The organism is Xanthobacter autotrophicus, from assembly GCF_005871085.1.
In the GTDB taxonomy this organism is placed as follows: domain Bacteria; phylum Pseudomonadota; class Alphaproteobacteria; order Rhizobiales; family Xanthobacteraceae; genus Xanthobacter; species Xanthobacter autotrophicus.
This window is the reverse complement of the sequence record NZ_VAUP01000042.1, coordinates 1-15681: the sequence shown is the minus strand read 5'-3', so window position 1 is coordinate 15681 and position 15681 is coordinate 1. Positions and strand designations below refer to the sequence as shown.

General features: G+C 67.6%; 13 protein-coding genes and 3 tRNA genes. 10 read left to right on the top strand and 6 right to left on the bottom strand.

The genetic code is table 11. The features are described 5' to 3' along the window. Positions 1 to 127: 127 nt before the first annotated feature. Positions 128 to 1405, bottom strand: a complete 1278-nt coding sequence (locus FBQ73_RS21775) for an ABC transporter substrate-binding protein (RefSeq protein ID WP_138401592.1) — start codon at positions 1403 to 1405, stop codon at positions 128 to 130. 191 nt (positions 1406 to 1596) lie between these two features. On the opposite strand from FBQ73_RS21775, the gene FBQ73_RS21770 reads away from it, so the two are divergent. Both FBQ73_RS21770 and FBQ73_RS21765 read left to right on the top strand, forming a co-directional pair. Continuing rightward, a complete protein-coding gene (locus FBQ73_RS21770) occupies positions 1597 to 2238 on the top strand; it encodes a GntR family transcriptional regulator (RefSeq protein WP_246089889.1) in 642 nt (213 codons plus the stop codon). Between the two features lie 20 nt (positions 2239 to 2258). Then, the gene (locus tag FBQ73_RS21765; protein WP_138401590.1) at positions 2259 to 3779 is read left to right on the top strand and encodes an aldehyde dehydrogenase; all 1521 of its coding nucleotides are present in this window, start codon (positions 2259 to 2261) and stop codon (positions 3777 to 3779) included. A 144-nt stretch (positions 3780 to 3923) separates the two neighbouring features. On the opposite strand, the gene acuI is transcribed toward FBQ73_RS21765, so the two are convergent. Both acuI and FBQ73_RS21755 read right to left on the bottom strand, forming a co-directional pair. Next, on the bottom strand, positions 3924 to 4910 hold the full coding sequence (acuI, locus tag FBQ73_RS21760) for an acrylyl-CoA reductase (NADPH) (protein ID WP_138401589.1): 987 nt from the start codon (positions 4908 to 4910) through the stop codon (positions 3924 to 3926). 64 nt (positions 4911 to 4974) lie between these two features. Next, complete coding sequence (locus FBQ73_RS21755; protein WP_138401588.1) at positions 4975 to 5715, bottom strand: FadR/GntR family transcriptional regulator; 741 nt, start codon at positions 5713 to 5715, stop codon at positions 4975 to 4977. A gap of 158 nt (positions 5716 to 5873) precedes the next feature. On the opposite strand from FBQ73_RS21755, the gene FBQ73_RS21750 reads away from it, so the two are divergent. Genes FBQ73_RS21750 through FBQ73_RS21735 form a run of 4 tightly spaced genes read left to right on the top strand, consistent with a single transcriptional unit; the run spans position 5874 to position 10590 of the window. Next, positions 5874 to 7085: an ABC transporter substrate-binding protein gene (locus FBQ73_RS21750; protein ID WP_138401587.1), complete on the top strand. Its 1212-nt coding sequence runs from the start codon at positions 5874 to 5876 to the stop codon at positions 7083 to 7085. A 1-nt stretch (position 7086) separates the two neighbouring features. Then, on the top strand, positions 7087 to 8319 hold the full coding sequence (locus FBQ73_RS21745; RefSeq protein ID WP_138401586.1) for an MFS transporter: 1233 nt from the start codon (positions 7087 to 7089) through the stop codon (positions 8317 to 8319). A gap of 20 nt (positions 8320 to 8339) precedes the next feature. Then, a complete protein-coding gene (locus FBQ73_RS21740) occupies positions 8340 to 9161 on the top strand; it encodes an enoyl-CoA hydratase/isomerase family protein (RefSeq protein WP_138401585.1) in 822 nt (273 codons plus the stop codon). A gap of 10 nt (positions 9162 to 9171) precedes the next feature. After that, positions 9172 to 10590: a class I adenylate-forming enzyme family protein gene (locus FBQ73_RS21735; RefSeq protein ID WP_138401584.1), complete on the top strand. Its 1419-nt coding sequence runs from the start codon at positions 9172 to 9174 to the stop codon at positions 10588 to 10590. 137 nt (positions 10591 to 10727) lie between these two features. Here the strand turns inward: FBQ73_RS21735 and FBQ73_RS21730 are convergent. From FBQ73_RS21730 to rlmB, 3 genes are all read right to left on the bottom strand, one after another. Beyond that, positions 10728 to 10802 (bottom strand) — tRNA-Thr (locus tag FBQ73_RS21730). A 125-nt stretch (positions 10803 to 10927) separates the two neighbouring features. Continuing rightward, the gene (locus FBQ73_RS21725) at positions 10928 to 12595 is read right to left on the bottom strand and encodes an MFS transporter (RefSeq protein ID WP_138401583.1); all 1668 of its coding nucleotides are present in this window, start codon (positions 12593 to 12595) and stop codon (positions 10928 to 10930) included. A 461-nt stretch (positions 12596 to 13056) separates the two neighbouring features. Then, the gene (rlmB, locus tag FBQ73_RS21720; RefSeq protein WP_210236863.1) at positions 13057 to 13923 is read right to left on the bottom strand and encodes a 23S rRNA (guanosine(2251)-2'-O)-methyltransferase RlmB; all 867 of its coding nucleotides are present in this window, start codon (positions 13921 to 13923) and stop codon (positions 13057 to 13059) included. 327 nt (positions 13924 to 14250) lie between these two features. Between rlmB and FBQ73_RS21715 the strand changes: the two genes are divergently transcribed. The 4 genes from FBQ73_RS21715 to FBQ73_RS21700 form a co-directional block, all read left to right on the top strand. Next, a tRNA-Tyr gene (locus FBQ73_RS21715) sits at positions 14251 to 14335 on the top strand. Between the two features lie 367 nt (positions 14336 to 14702). Next, positions 14703 to 14776, top strand: a tRNA-Gly gene (locus FBQ73_RS21710). Positions 14777 to 14871: 95 nt separating this feature from the next. Further along, complete coding sequence (locus FBQ73_RS21705; RefSeq protein WP_138401582.1) at positions 14872 to 15483, top strand: hypothetical protein; 612 nt, start codon at positions 14872 to 14874, stop codon at positions 15481 to 15483. Positions 15484 to 15554: 71 nt separating this feature from the next. Beyond that, positions 15555 to 15681 (top strand): GTP-binding protein (locus FBQ73_RS21700; protein WP_246089533.1); only part of this gene is annotated, 127 nt, incomplete at its 3' end.

The window sequence follows — 15681 nt, the reverse complement described above, 5'->3', positions numbered from 1 at the left end:
TGTCCTCAGGAAGACGCAGTGGGAGGACCGGGCGTCGCAAGGCTCCGAACGGGAGCGGCCCGAAATGAAGCGGCGAGGCCGGCCGCGAGCGCCGATGGACGGTGCCCGCAGCCGTGTCGGGTCCGGCTCAGTTGCCCAGATGCCTGGCCGGCGGGTAGTCGCGGCTGTAGACCGGATCGGCGAGGAAGGCCTTGGGGTCGTAGGTCCAGAACTGGCTCACCTTCGGATAGGTCTTGAGCACCACGTTCTGGAGCCGGCCGTCCTTCTCCTCGGTGCGGCGGATGGTGACGGTCATGATGGGATTGCCATAGGGGTCGAGGGCGACCTCGCCGAACGGGCCCTTGTCCAGCTTCACCTCGCGCAGGGCCTTCATCAGCGCCTGCTTGTCCTCGACCTTGCCGTCGACGGCTTTCACCGCGGCGTCGAGGAAGGCGCAGGCCTCGTAGGCGCCGGCGGTGTAGTAGCCGGGATCGGCACCGTACTTGGCGCGGATTCCGGCGGCGAACTCCTTGTTGCCGGGCACGTCCTGAGTGGCCGTGTACCAGCCGGAGGAGATGACGCCCACCGCTTCCTTGCCCATGGACTTGAGGATGCCCTCGTCCACGGTGGTCATCTGTGCGATCACCTTCGCCGGCGCGCCGTATTCGGCGTACTGCTGGAGGAAGCGCAGGCCGTTGCCGCCGGCGAAAGCCGCATACACGGCGTCAACGTCGCTGGGGATCTGGCTGATGTAGCTGCCGTAGTCGGCCACGTTCAGCGGCGGCCACAGCTTTTTCACCACCTTGCCGCCATTGTCCTCGAACGCGCGCTGGAAGCCGGCCGTGGCCTCGTGGCCGAAGGCGAAGTCGTCGCCGATGGTGACGACGCGCTTGAGCTTGAGATCCTTGGCGGCATATTCGCCGAGCGCGTGGTTGGCCTGCGCCGAGGTGCCCACGGCGCGCACGAACCACGGGTTCTGCTTGCGCTGGGTGAGGTCCTCGGCCGCGGCGGACGGCGAGATCACCGGCACGCCCACCTGGCGGATGTAGTCGTCGATGGCCAGCGCCTCGAAGGCGGCGAGCGGACCGATGATGGCGTCGACCCGCACACGTTCCACCAGTTCCTGCGCGCGGGTCTTGGTGGTGGCCGGCTGGCCGGCGGTGTCGACGGTGATCAGCTCCACCGGCCGCCCGCCCATCTTCCCGCCCCGCTCGGCGAGGCAATACTCCAGGCCCTGCTCCATCTGCTTGCCGCCGGCGGCCAGCGCGCCGGAGCGCACGGTCATGAAGCCGACCTTGATGGGGGCCTGCTGCGCCAGCGCCGGCGCGGCGCACACGGCGGCCAGCGCCGTGGCCAATAGCCAGGCTTTGCAGCTGGCCTTGCTGCGGGTTCTGCGGAACGTCACGGCGGATGTGTTGGTTGGCATCGGGTCTCTCCCCAGAGCGGCTCTTGACGGCATAATTTTCGTTCGTGATATTTCACGCAGATCGAAAACGGTGCGTCAAGACATCTTTTTTCGTTGTTATATCCAGAGAAATAAGCGATTTGTCGTGAGACGATGGCGGGGACTGAGATATGTTACTAGAACACGACAGTAGCTCTGATATTGCAGTCGCGGTGCCTTCGCTGCTGCGCGACGCCGTCTATGCCCGCCTGCGCGAGGAGATCCTGGGCTGCCGCCTGACCCCCGGCGAGGAGCTGCGCGAGCAGGAGCTGGCGGCCCGCTTCGACGTCAGCAAGCAGCCGGTGCGCGAGGCGCTGCTGCGCCTTGAGCAGGAGCGCCTCATCACCGTGCTGCCGCGCCAGGGCTACCGCGTAAACCCCGTGTCGCTGGCCGACGCGCGCGATATCTTCCGCTTCCGCGAGGTGATGGAGCCCGCCTGCGCCGCCGATGCGGCCCGGACCGCGGCCGATGCCGCGCTGAAGGCGCTGGACGCGTTCCGCGAGTTCGATTCCGGCAAGATGGATTTCATCAAGTACAACCGCGCTTTCCATGTGGCCGTCGCCATGTGCTCGCCGCATCGGCGCATGCGCGAGGAGGTGGCGAACCTCGTGGCACAGGCTGACCGCCTGGTGCTGGTTTCCATCGGTGCCATCGAGGGGCGCGATCCCGACCGCCTGATTGCCGAGCACGCGGCCATCATCGACGCCCTGCAGGCCCGCAACGGCCGGCAGGCCGCGCGCCTGCTGCGCGATCATATCGCCGATGCCGAGAAACGCGTCGTGGCGGCGCTCACGCGCCACGCCGTCATCCTTTAATCGCAAACGGAGAAAACGCCATGAACGTCAAAGCCGAGGTCGCGGTCGCCGCGCGTGGGAACTTCATCGATGGCCGCGAGGTGGACAGCATCGGCGGCGGCACCGTGGACGTGCGGAACCCGGCCACCGGCGCGGTGATCGCCACCATCCCCGACAGCACCCGCGAGGACGTGGATGCGGCGGTGAAGAGCGCGCGTGCCGCCTTCGCTGGCGACGCCTGGGGCGGCATGGCCCTGCGTGAGCGGGTGAAGCTGGTGAACCGCATCGCCGACGCCTTCGAGGCGGCGCTGCCCGAGCTGTATTTGCTGGAGACGCAGAACAACGGCCGGCCGGTGAACGAGACCCGCGCCCAGCTCGGCCGCCTGCCGGACTTCCTGCGCTACTTCGCCGGCCTCGCCATGAGCCGGCGCGACGCGGTGATCCCGGTGGAAGGGCCCTACCTCAACTACACCCGCCGCACCCCCATCGGTGTGGTGGCCAACTGCACGCCCTTCAACCACCCGCTGATGATCCTGTGCAAGTCGCTGGCGGCGGTGCTGGCCTCCGGTTGCACCACGGTGGTGAAGCCGTCCGAATATACCCCGCTGACCACGCTGCGTCTGGCCCGGCTCATGAGCGAGAACGGCCTGCCCCCCGGCGTGTTCAACGTGGTCAACGGCATCGGCGCCAATTCCGGCCGCTTCCTCGCCGAGCACCACGACATCAACAAGCTGGTGCTGACCGGCGGCACCGAGGCCGGCCGCATCGCCGGCTCGGCCGCCGCTCGCGTCTTCGCCCACCAGACCCTGGAACTGGGCGGCAAGACGCCGGTGATGGTGTTCGACGACTATGATGTGGAGCAGGCGGTGAACTACGCCGCCTTCGGCGCCTTCGTCGGTGCCGGGCAGACCTGCGTGTGCGCGGCGCGGCACCTGGTGCAGCGCACGATCTACGACGCGTTCGTGGAGCGCCTCGCCGCGAAGGCTAAGGCCATCCGCATCGGCGACCCGCGCGACAGCGAGACCCAGCTCGGTCCGGTTATTTCCCGGCGCCAGCTTGATCGCGTTCTGTCCTTCGTCCAGGCCGGCCACGACGACGGCGCCCGCCTCGTCGCCGGCGGCCAGCGCCGCATCGTGGACGGCCACGAGAACGGCTTCTTCGTGGAGCCGACCGTGTTCGCCGATGTGACGCCGCAGATGCGCATCGCCCGCGAAGAGGTGTTCGGCCCGTTCACGGTGGTGATCCCCTTCGATACCGAGGAGGAAGCCCTGGCCATCGCCAATGACAGCCCGTTCGGTCTCGCCGCCGCGATCCGCACCCGCGACGTGCACCGCGCCCACCGGGTGGCGGCGAAGGTGAAGGCCGGCATCGTCTGGATCAACGACCACCATCGCCTCGATCCGGCCTCGCCGTGGGGTGGCGTGGACGAGAGCGGCATCGGCCGGGAGTTCGGCGTCGAGAGCTTCGAGGACCATTTCGACGTGAAGTCGATCATGCTCTCCACCGAGGGCAAGCCTTTCGACTGGTACAAGGGCACATCCCAGCAGCCCCGCCTCAACTGATGCCGAGGGTCCGGGAGCTTGCCTCCCGGGCCCTCGAGCCCGCCTCCCTGTGGGGGCGGGCCGCGCCGCCGATCGAAGGGCATGCGTCGCAATGGCCGGCGCCGCATGCCCCTGGTCTTTTCGGGTCGGTGGAGATGCGCGGTCCTAAGTACGGACCACTGTTCTGCCTCGGACGCGGCCGGCAAGGATGTCATCGGCAAGCTTGGGGAGGTCATCGAGGCCGACTTCCTGCGTCACCAGATCGAGGTCGCCCGGCTCAAGCAGTTCCGAAAGGCGCTTCCACGCGTGCGCGCGCCGCTGCGTGGGACAATTCACGGAATCGACCCCGAGGAGCGCCACGTTCCGCAGGATGAAGGGGAAGACCGTGGTCGGCAGGTCTGTCGATGCGGCGAGGCCGCAGGCGGCCACCGCGCCGCCATAGACGGTCGAGGCGAGCACGTTGGCAAGGATATGCCCACCGACCGTGTCGACCGCCCCATGCCAGCGCTCGCCCTGCAGGGGCTTCCCCGCTGCCGCGTAGGTGTCGCGATCGACGATGTCGGCGGCTCCGATGCTCTTCAGGAAGTCTTCCTCGCTGCGGCGGCCGGTCAGGGCACTCACCTTGTACCCGAGGCGCGAGAGCAGGCGCACCGCGACACTGCCCACACCACCCGCCGCGCCCGTGACCAGCACGTTGCCGCCGGCGGCGATGCCGTAGCGTTGCAGGGCATCCACGCAGAGCATGGCGGTGAGGCCCGCGGTGCCGATCGCCATGGCCTGGCGGCTGGACAGCCCTTCGGGCAGTTTCACCAGCCATTCGCTCTTCACGCGCGCCCGCTGCGCAAAGCCGCCGGACCAGTTTTCGCCCACGCCCCAACCGGTGAGCACCACCTTGTCGCCGGGCTGGAAGTCGGGAGAGGCGCTGGAGCGAACGGTGCCGGCAAAGTCGATGCCCGGCACCATGGGCAAGGCACGCAGGATGCGGCTGAGGCCCTTGAGGGCGAGCCCGTCCTTATAGTTGAACGAAGAGTATTCGACATCGACCGTTACATCCGCCTCGGGCAGATCCGCTTCGGTGATGGTTTCGAGAGCGATGGACTGACCAGCCTCTGTCTTTCGCGCCATGAGGGCGCGAAATGTTTCGTTGCTCATGCGACGTTTCCCTGTGGTCTTGTCTGTGAAACACCAGATCCAGCCCGATGCCTGCGAACGGGCGTCAACGGCGAGGGGCTTTGCGGGCCTCGTCGGCCTTCGCATACTGAGCGCGGATGTAGTGGACGAGCCCGCCGAGGGCCTCGACGGCGGCCTCGCCGTCCCGCTCCCTCAGGGCCGCGAGCATGCGCTCGTGATGGCTGACGATCTCCTTCCGGTCGCGAACGCGGAAGATGATCATGTTGCTCACCGGCATGAGGGCTTCCACCACCGCGTTCATGAGGAAGCGCAGCAGTGCGTTGCCCGCCGCGTCCACCACTGCCCGATGGAAGCGCACGTCGGAGGCGCAGAAATCCTGGTCGGAGACGGCGGCTGTCTTCTGCAGGGCGATCTCCGCCTCCAGCGCCGCAAGATGGGCGTCGGTGCGGTTCTGCGCGGCGAGGCGGCAGCACACGGCCTCCATCTCCAGCCGGGCCGTGGCCATCTCCTCAAGCGTGATGCCGCCGCTCGCCACCATGAGGGTGACCGAGGTGCCGAGGCTGGCCGCCAGATCCTCGGCCGACGGCCCGGTGACGAACGTGCCGCCGGTCGGTCCCCGCCGCGAGCGGATGAGGTGGCGCGCCGCCAGACGCTTCAGCGCCTCGCGCACGGTGGGGCGCGACACGCCGAACTGGGCGGCCAGTTCCTCTTCGGTCGGCAGGCGCTCGTCCACCTTGAGCCGCCCGTCCACGATCGCCTGCTGAAGCTGGTCCGCGATCTGGCTGGCGGCGCTGGTGGTGACAATCTGGCCGTAAGTCGGTTCCATCTGGTTTGCCCGCACTCCCTGTCTCACCTTCTTGGTCTCAGAAGTGGACGGTCAAATCAACCTAAAAATTATTTGTTTGACAAATAGGGGAATGAACGTCTTCGTTTGGGTGATCGCGGACGAAGACGCCGCGGCCGAACAATGCCAGGGAGAGAAAAATGCGCGCTGCCATTGCCGCGGCGGCCATGCTGTCATGCGTGGTCGCAGCCCATGCGGAAGACCTTCCCACCTTCCGCATCGGCGTGCTCAACGACCAGTCGAGCCTCTATTCAGACATTGCCGGCCCTGGTTCCGTCACCGCGGCGCAGATGGCGGTGGAGGATTTCAAGCCGGAAAAGCACGGCTTCAAGGTGGAAGTGGTCGCGGCCGACCACCAGAACAAGGCGGACGTGGGCTCCTCCATCGCCCGGCGCTGGTTCGACCTCGACAAGGTGGACGCCATCGTCGACGTGCCCACCTCGTCGGTCGCGCTCGCCGTCGCCGACATCAGCCGCGACAAGAACAAGGTCTTTCTCGTCGCCAGTGCCGGCACCTCGGACCTCACCGGCAAGGCCTGCTCGCCCAACACGGTCCACTGGACCTACGACACCTGGGCTCTGGCCAACGGCACGGCCCGCGCCATGATCAAGCAGGGCGGCTCGTCCTGGTACTTTCTCACTGCCGACTACGCCTTCGGCCACGCCCTGGAGCGCGACGCCGCCGAGGTGGTGAAGGCCAATGGCGGACAGGTGATGGGCCGCGCGCTGGCGCCGTTCCAGACCTCGGACTTCTCGTCCTTCATCCTGCAGGCCCAGGGCAGCGGGGCAAAGGTGGTGGCGCTGGCCAATTCCGGCGGCGACACCATCAATTCCGTCAAACAGGCGGCCGAGTTCGGCCTCACCCAGAAGCAGAAGCTGGTGAGCCTGCTCATCTTCCTGTCGGACATCCACGCCCTCGGCCTCAAGACGGCACAGGGCCTGATGCTGACAAACGCCTTCTACTGGGACCTCAACGACGGCACCCGCGCTTTCGGCAAGGCCTTCGGCGCCCGCAACAACGGCCGCATGCCCACCATGAACCAGGCCGGCACCTATGCCTCCACCCTGCACTGGATGAAGGCCATCGCCGCCATGGACAAGGCGAAGGCGCACGACGGAGCGGCCGTGGTGGCGCAGATGAAGGCCATGCCCACGGACGACCCGCTGTTCGGCAAGGGCGAGATCCGCGCGGATGGGCGCACCATTCACGACATGTACCTGTGGCAGGTGAAAGCGCCGGCCGACTCCAAGGGCCCCTACGATTATCTCAAGCTCATCGCCACCATCCCCGGCGCCGAGGCCTTCCGCCCCATGTCGCCGGAGACCTGCCCCATGCTGAAGAAGGCCGGCTGAGGTGGGCGCGCCGGCGCAGCCCGTCATCCCGCTGAAGGGCAAGGCCTTCTCCCTGGCGATCCTCGTGATCGCCGAGGTCGCCGCCATGGCGACCTGGTTCGCCACGACCGCCTCCCTCGGCGCCATCCGGGCACAATGGGACCTGTCGCCGTTCCAGGAGGCCCTGCTCACCAGTTCCGTGCAGGCGGGCTTCGTCGCCGGCACGCTTCTAAGCGCGCTGCTCTCCCTCGCCGACCGGGCGGACCTGAGGACCCTGTTCTCGGCGTCCGCCCTCGTCGCCGCGTTGGCCAACGGCGCAATCCTGCTGTTCGAGCCCACCGACCCGGCCGTGGCGATCCTGCGCTTTGTCACCGGCATGTGCATGGCGGGTGTCTATCCGGTGGGAATGAAGCTTGCCGCCACCTGGGCGCGGGGCGACCTGGGCCTGCTCATCGGCATGCTGGTGGCGGCTCTTACGCTGGGCTCCGCGTCGCCGCACGCCATGGCGGCCATCGGCGGGCTCGACTGGCGGGCGCCCGTCGCGGGCGCGGCCGCGAGCGCTCTCATCGCCGCGGTCCTCATCCGCTTCGCGCAATTGGGGCCCAACCAAGCCAAGGCGCCGCCCTTGCGCCTGTCCAATGCCCTCGATGCCTTCCGCCGGCCGGCGCTGCGGCTCGCCAACCTCGGCTATTTCGGCCACATGTGGGAACTCTACGCCATGTGGGCGTGGATCGGCGCCTTCTTCGCAGCGAGCTTCGCCATGCGCTACGGGGACGCCCCGCCCTTCGACCCGCGTCTCGCCACCTTCGCGGTGGTGGCCATCGGCGCGCTGGGCGCGCTCGGCGGCGGGTTCGCGGCGGATCGTCTCGGCCGTACACTCGTCACCGCCCTGTCCATGGCCGTGAGCGGCCTGTGCGCGGCGGGCATCGGCCTGCTCTTCGGCGCCTCCCCCTGGCTGCTGCTGCCTGTCGCCCTGGTCTGGGGCGTGAGCGTGATCGCCGATTCCGCGCAATTCTCCGCCGCCGTCACCGAATTGTCCGACCGGAGCCTGGTGGGCACCATGCTCACGGTTCAGACCTGCGTCGGCTTCCTCATCACCCTGGCGAGCATCCATCTGCTGCCCTATGCGGTGGATCTGCTCGGCTGGCGCTACGCCTTCTGCCTGCTGGCCATCGGCCCCTTCCTCGGCGTCCTCGCCATGCTCCGCCTCAGGCTGCGACCCGAGGCTTCAGCCATGGCAGGCGGTCGCCGCTGACGTTACCCGACGAGGCACCCATGACCTATTCCAAGATCCTCTACGAGACGCTCCATGGCGTCGCCCGCATCACCCTCAACCGGCCCGAGCGCACCAATGCCCTGGATCAGGAGATGCTGGGCGAAATCAATGCCGCCATGGACGAGGCCGAGGCCGATGCGGAAGTGAAGGCGGTGATCGTGCGCGGAGCCGGCAACGCCTTCTCCTCCGGCTTCGACCTGAAGGCGCAGATGGAGGCGCGCCCGGCGGGCGTGGATGCCTGGCGCCCGCTGCTGCGCAAGGATTTCGACACGGTGATGCGGTTCTGGCATTGCCCCAAGCCCACCATCGCGGCGGTGCGCGGCCCGTGCCTTGCCGGTGCCTGTGAGCTGGCCCTCGCCTGCGACATGACCATCGCCTCCGAGGATGCCTTCTTCGGCGAGCCGGAATTGAAGTTCGGTGCCGGCATCGTGGTGATGCTGCTGCCCTGGATCGTCGGGCCCAAGATCGCCAAGGAGATCATCCTCCTCGGCGAGGACCGGGTACCGGCACGGCGCGCCGCCGAGATCGGCATGATCAACCGTGTGGTCGCTGCCGAGAGCCTCGACGCCGAGGCCCTGCGCATCGCCCGGCACATCGGGGCCATCGATCCTGGCCTGGTGAAGGAGACCAAGCGCGCACTCAACCGGGCGCTGGAGACGCAGGGCATGTTGCAGGCGCTGGAAAGCGCGCTGGAGATCGATCTCGCCATCGAGGGTGCCGGCTCGCCCGACAAGATCGCCTTCTTCGATGTCGCCCGACGCGACGGGCTGAGGGCAGCCATCGCCTGGCGCGACGCGCGCTTTCCCGCCCGCGACGCCTGAGGAGATCGCCATGCCCCCGGACACACGGCCAGGCGCACTCTGCGGCATTCTTTCAACGGCAACTGGCGCAGTCGAGGATGACTGCGCCACCTCGGAGACGGGGGACCTTGCATCGGCCGCCGCGGTTCTTGCCGCGCGCCTTGGCGCCGCCGGGGTCCGGCCCGACGAGCCGGTGGTGGTGACCGTTGCCAACCGCGTGGCGGACCTCGCCGCGCTGTTCGGCGTCTGGCAGGCGGGGGGCGTGGTGGTTCCACTCCATGCCGCAGCCGCCGAGACCACGCGCGCGGCGATGCTTGAACAGGTCCGCCCCCGCTTCCTCCTCGCCGATGGCGAACTGATCACCCTGGCCGATGCCCCGCCGCCGGAGCGTCCGTTGCTGCGGGGCGCGGCGCTGGTGGTGTTCACATCCGGCTCCACCGGCAAGCCGAAGGGCGTCGTGATCGGCCACGATCGCCTGGCGGCGAAGCTCGACGCCCTGCAGGAGGTTCTGCGGCTGTCGCCGCTGGATACGGTCGTCCTGCCGCTGCAGCTCATTTTCATCTTCGGCCTGTGGGTGGCGCTGCTGTCGCTCCGGGCGGGAGCGCGGTTGGTGCTCGTGGGCAAGTTCTCGCCTGCCGCGCTGCGCCAGCGGCTTCAAGGTGCGACGGTGCTGGCCACCGTGCCCTCCATGCTGCGGACCATGTTCGGCGAGGGAGAGATGGAGGCGCCCGCGCTGCGTGCCATCCTCACCGGCGGCGAGGCGCTGGGCGCGCACTTGTCCGGCCAGATCTCCCTCCAGTTGCCCGGTGCCGGTGTCTTCGACCTCTACGGCCTGACCGAGACGGGGTCCTGCGACTTCTGCCTGGCGCCACGCGATGCTGCGTCCGGCCGCGGCTCCATCGGCTTGCCGACCCGGGGCGTCACCTACCGCATATCCGCTGATGACGCTGCCCCCGTTACGGCACCGGCAGGCGCGCCACGGGGCGAGCTGCAGGTTCGCTCGCCGTTCGGCATGCTGGGGTATCTGGACAATCCGGATCTGACCGAGGCCGCGTTTGTTGATGGTTATTTCCGCACCGGCGACGTGGCGCGCCAGCGTCCTGATGGGTTCGTCGAAATCGTCGGCCGCATCAAGGAGATCATCTCGCGCGGCGGCAACAAGATCGCTCCGGCCGAGATCGAGCTGATGCTGTCGGCGCACCCCGAGGTGGCACAGGTGCTTTGTGCGGGCGTCCCGGACCTGCGGCTGGGCGAGGCCCTGCATGTCGCCGTGGTCCTCAAGCCGGGGCGCACCGCGTCCGCCGACGCGCTTCGCGATTGGTGCAAGGGACGGACAGAGCGCTTCAAGGTGCCTGACGTGATCCATATGGTCGATGTGCTTCCGACGGGCCCCACCGGAAAGGCCCTGCGCGCGGGAATTCGGGCGTTGGCCCAGGCCCGCAAGCTGTAGTGGCGAGGGGCCCGGCATCTATCGTCGGATAGCTTCATGCCAACAGGCCAAGGCCGACCTCGGCCGACACCGATGGCCCAAAAATCCTTTGATTTCTGGAAGAGAGCGACGGTGATCGACGTCAGTCGACGGGCAAATGGTGCCGGATGAGGGGATCGAACCCCCGACCTTCGGTTTACAAAACCGCTGCACTACCGCTGTGCTAATCCGGCGCCGTATTTCTGCTCTAGCAGCGCAGCCGCGGCGCCACAAGATCCCCGAAAAGGAGCGGCCCCGCCTTTTGGGGCGGGGCCGTCCTGCCGGGCCGGGCGCGATGCGGGGGAACCGCGCGCCGGCGTCAGTGCCAGTGATCGATGTTGCGATCCTTGGTCTCGGGCACGAACAGGAGACCAATGACGAAAGTCATCAGGGCGATCACGATCGGGTACCAGAGGCCGTAGTAGATGTCGCCGGTGGCCGCCACCATGGCGAAGGCGGTGGCCGGCAAAAGGCCGCCGAACCAGCCGTTGCCGATGTGGTAGGGCAACGACATGGAGGTGTAGCGGATGCTGGCCGGGAACAGTTCCACCAGCGCTGCCGCGATGGGGCCGTACACCATGGTCACGAACAGCACCAGGATGAACAGCAGCCCGATCACCGCCGCCGTACGGGGCTGGAAGATGTCGAACGGATGGGACATCTTGACGATGTCCTTGTTGGTCGCCGCACTGGGGTAGCCGGCCGCCTGAAGCGCCGCGATGGCGGTCTTCGAGAAGTCGGCGGTGTAGGGCACCACGGCGTCGTTCACCTTCAGCTGCACCGGTGAGCCGGCGGGGCCTGCTTCCGTCGAGTATTTCACCGAGGACTTCGCGAGGAAGTCGCGGGCGATATCGCACGGGGCGGAATAGATCCGGGTGCCGACGGGGTTGAACAGGCTGCCGCAGTTGGCGGGATCGGACACCACCGTCACCCGCACGTTCTGGATCGCTTTCTCCAGCGCCGGGTTGGCGTAGGAGGTGATCATGTTGAACAGTGGGAAATAGCTCGCCGCGGCGATCAGGCAGCCGGCCAGGATGATGGGCTTGCGGCCGATCTTGTCGGAGAGCCAGCCGAAGAACACGAAGAAGCCGGTGCCGAACACCAGCGACCAGGCGATCAGCAGGTTGGAGGTGTAGCCATCGACCTTCAGGATCGATTGCAGGAAGAACAGGGCATAGAACTGGCCCGTATACCACACCACGCCCTGGCCAGCGACGAGGCCGAACAGGGCGAGCAGCACGATCTTCAGGTTCGACCAGCGGCCGAATGCTTCCTTCAGCGGCGCCTTGGAGGTGGTGCCGTCTTCCTTCATCTTCTTGAAGGTCGGGCTTTCCGAGAGCTGGAGGCGAATCCAGACCGAAACGCCGAGCAGCACGATGGAGACCAGGAAGGGAATGCGCCAGCCCCAGTCGCGGAAGGCCTCCTCGCCGGTGAGGGTCCGGGTGAAGAGGATGATGATGAGCGACAGGAACAGGCCCAGCGTCGCCGTGGTCTGGATCCAAGAGGTGTAGAAGCCGCGGCGGCCGTGGGGGGCGTGCTCGGCCACATAGGTGGCGGCGCCGCCATATTCACCACCGAGCGCGAGGCCCTGGAGCAGGCGCAGCGCGATGAGGATGATGGGCGCGGCAATGCCGATGGTGGCGGCATTGGGCAGGATGCCGACGATGAAGGTCGACAGGCCCATGATCAGGATGGTGACGAGGAAGGTATACTTGCGGCCCACCAGGTCGCCCACGCGGCCGAACACGATGGCGCCGAACGGGCGCACCAGGAAGCCGGCGGCGAAGGCCAGCAGGGCGAAGATATCCCGGGTCGCCGGCGGATAGGCGCTGAAGAACTGGGCGCCGATGATGGCCGCGAGCGAGCCGTAGAGATAGAAGTCGTACCATTCGAATACAGTGCCGAGGGAGGAGGCGAAGATGACCTTCTTTTCCTCCCGGCTCATGGGACGCGCCTTGGCGGGCGCCGTTGCAGTCGTCACGCTCATGGAAAAGTCCCTCCCGTCGCATCAGGGCTCCGCCGGGGCGGATGTCGAACTGAACACGATCTGTCGGAAGGCGGGCCGCATCGGCGCAACGCAAGGAATCCGCGCGCGCGGGATGCGGCGGTGTCCTTTGGCGTTCCTCCGTCGGCCCGCCGCGTCCGCCTCTGGCGTGCGGATCTGTTCCGGCAGGCTTTTACTTGGTCAAAGCTTTTACTTGGTCAAAAGAGAGCGCGGTGTCCGATCGGATTGAACCGATCCGGTCAGCGTGCTCAGGAGCCGGACCCGCCCAGATTCATGCGATCTGAATCGGCGCGTGCTCCCAAGCGCGATGCGCCACGGCAATACCATGACGAAGGCCGCGCATAGTTACGATTGGTCATTGGTCTTAGGTGCAGCCGCGAACAGTTTCGCGGCACTGCAAGATGTTCGGCCGCCAATGCTTGGCCGGGTCCGGCGTTCGGCGGTCAGCCGCGCTTCATCACCCGCCGCGCCATGCCCAGGGAGAGGGCGGCGGCATTGGACACGTTGAGGCTCTTGATGGCCCCCGGCAGATCGATGCGGGCGAGCACATCGCAGGTCTCGCGGGTCAGCTGGCGCAGGCCCTTGCCCTCGGCGCCCAGCACCAAAGCGAGGGGCGCGCGCATGGGCGTGTCTTCCAGATCGGCCGGGCCCTCGCTGTCGAGGCCCACCACCAGCATGCCGTTCTCTTTCAGTTCCGTGAGCGCGCGCGAGAGATTCGTCACCAGGCAGAAGGGCACATGCTCCAGCCCGCCGGAGGCGCTCTTGGCGAGGACGCCGGTGGCGGCGGGGCTGTGGCGGGCGGTGGTGACGATGGCGCTGACCGCGAACGCCGCCGCCGAGCGCACGATGGCGCCCACATTGTGCGGGTCGGTGATCTGGTCCAGCACCAGCACCAGATCGGTCTTGGCGATGTCCTTGAGGCGTGGGGAGGGCAGGTGGTCCACCTCGGCGAGCAGGCCCTGGTGCACCGCGTCGGCGCCGAGCAGCTTGTCGATGTCGCCCGGCCGCACGATCTCGGGGGGGATCGGCGGGGTGAGGCCTTCCTCGGCGAGGCGGTGGATGGCGTTCTCGGTGGCGCGCAGGCGCCGGAAGCGGCGCTTGGGATTGCCGATGGCTTCCGCCACCGTGTGCCAGCCATAGAGCAGGGCCACGTCGTCCGCCCCCGCCCAGGACGGCGGCTTGCCCCCGCCCTTGTTGCCGCCGCCGCTGCCGCCTTTGGCCCAGCGCGGGGCGCCGGGCGCGCCGGGGCGGCTCGTGAAGGGCGGGCGGGAGCCGGGGCGGCGGGGTTCGCGGGGCGGACGGTCGGACATGGGGAGGCTTTGTCAGACCGCGCCGCCGGGCGCAAGGGGCGTTTGGCGGAGAAGCGTTGCTCGGCGGGTGCGGCGCGACGGGCTCCGGCCGGCAGCGATCGCACCGGCCGGGGTGCGGCACCGGCGGCGCGCCGTCCACAGGCCGTGTGCGCCGGCATCATTTCCGGTTGACTTCAGCGCACAGCTTTCAGATAACCCCGATCCTCGGACGGCGATTTGAGCTTGCTCGTCGCCGGCTTCGCGCTGCTGGGAATTCCTTGAATCACCAGCTTGGCAAGAAACCTTCCCGGCCTCAAGCTGGGAAGAACCGGTGCGACGGGCGTCGATGGAGGGGTGCCCGAGTGGTTAAAGGGGACGGACTGTAAATCCGTTGGCTCTGCCTACGTTGGTTCAAATCCAACCCCCTCCACCACCCGTCGTGCGGGCCGAGACGAGACCGGCGCAAGCCCGGATTTGGCTTTTGGCCGCCTCCAGTTTCAGCACCTGAGGCTTTGAAGGTGTCCGCGGGCGCAAGAGTCCCGGGCCGGTGTCTGCCTTCACGGAAATGGCGCCCCGCCGCCGTTCCAGAGCCTGCCGAAGGGATTTCCCCCTCACAGCCTGTCTGGAAATTCATCAGGTCATAATCGCTATCGCCCCCGGCCATGGCCGCCCTGAAGTACCGGAGGCGGTTGCAAGCGCCCAGCCTCCCGAGGGGAGGGGCCATCGCCCTCCGGACTTGTCCCCAGCCCCGTCGGCCCCGTCTTCCGCCCGCCGGAAGGCTGTGTTAAGCGTCGCGACGCGCGGGTGTAGCTCAATGGTAGAGCAGCAGCCTTCCAAGCTGAATACGAGGGTTCGATTCCCTTCACCCGCTCCAATGCACCTCCGGCATATATCCCTTCGGCAAGTTTCCACTTCCGCTTGCGCTTCCTTTGAGGCAGCTTCCGGCCCGCCTACCTCCGGGGGAAGTCCGTGCGCCTGCAATTCCTGATCTGGCCGATCCTGCTTGTCACCCTCGCGGCGTGCGCGTCGTTGCCCGCGCCGTCCATTTCGCTGGCCGACCTCGGTCAGTTCCGCCTCGCCGGCGTCGAGGTGAAGGGCGCGCAGGCGTTTGGCTCCTGGCCGGCGGAGGAGGAGGCCTATCTGGCCGCCCACGCCCTCGACCAGGACACCATCAACCGGATCAAAACGCGCCCCATTCGCGAGGAGCCGGCCATGGCCACCTTCGCGCTCGCGCGCGCGTCGCATCTAATGCAGCAGGAGATGACATCGGCGACAGCATCCATCTTCACCGGGCAGAAGCCGGTGAAGATGGTGGTGGACCTCCGGCGCTTCGACGTGCCCTCGGTGGCGCGGCGCATCTTCACCGACCAGGTGGCGACCCTGTCCGGGCGGGTGCTGCTGGTGGACCAGCACGGCGTGACCCTGCTTGATTCCCCTGACCTTAACGTCGCCATTCCCTTGCTGGGCGGGCTTTCGACCCCGGTCGCCTCGGCGGTGGAGGCGTCGTCCGGCAATGATCCGGGGGCTGGCCTCGTGCGCAAGTTTGCCGAGGCCTATCGCGGGTGGCTCTTGCAGAAGTAGGAGAAACCCCCTATCCCACGGCGGCTTTTTTCGCGGCCCGTGCGGGGCGCTTGACCGACTGAGAGAGAACGATGGCCAAAGAGAAGTTCAACCGCTCGAAGCCGCACTGCAACATCGGCACGATCGGTCACGTGGATCATGGCAAGACGTCGCTGACTGCGGCGATCACGAAGATCCTTGCGGAGACGGGCGGCGCGA

What these genes read in the sequence shown, in the direction of transcription:
- rlmB (WP_210236863.1), bottom strand. Translation starts at nt 13,923, where the DNA reads ATGTCCGACCGTCCGCCCCGCGAACCCCGCCGCCCCGGCTCCCGCCCG.
- FBQ73_RS21750 (WP_138401587.1), top strand. Translation starts at nt 5,874, where the DNA reads ATGCGCGCTGCCATTGCCGCGGCGGCCATGCTGTCATGCGTGGTCGCA.
- FBQ73_RS21740 (WP_138401585.1), top strand. Translation starts at nt 8,340, where the DNA reads ATGACCTATTCCAAGATCCTCTACGAGACGCTCCATGGCGTCGCCCGC.
- FBQ73_RS21735 (WP_138401584.1), top strand. Translation starts at nt 9,172, where the DNA reads ATGCCCCCGGACACACGGCCAGGCGCACTCTGCGGCATTCTTTCAACG.
- acuI (WP_138401589.1), bottom strand. Translation starts at nt 4,910, where the DNA reads ATGAGCAACGAAACATTTCGCGCCCTCATGGCGCGAAAGACAGAGGCT.
- FBQ73_RS21775 (WP_138401592.1), bottom strand. Translation starts at nt 1,405, where the DNA reads ATGCCAACCAACACATCCGCCGTGACGTTCCGCAGAACCCGCAGCAAG.
- FBQ73_RS21755 (WP_138401588.1), bottom strand. Translation starts at nt 5,715, where the DNA reads ATGGAACCGACTTACGGCCAGATTGTCACCACCAGCGCCGCCAGCCAG.
- FBQ73_RS21765 (WP_138401590.1), top strand. Translation starts at nt 2,259, where the DNA reads ATGAACGTCAAAGCCGAGGTCGCGGTCGCCGCGCGTGGGAACTTCATC.
- FBQ73_RS21725 (WP_138401583.1), bottom strand. Translation starts at nt 12,595, where the DNA reads ATGAGCGTGACGACTGCAACGGCGCCCGCCAAGGCGCGTCCCATGAGC.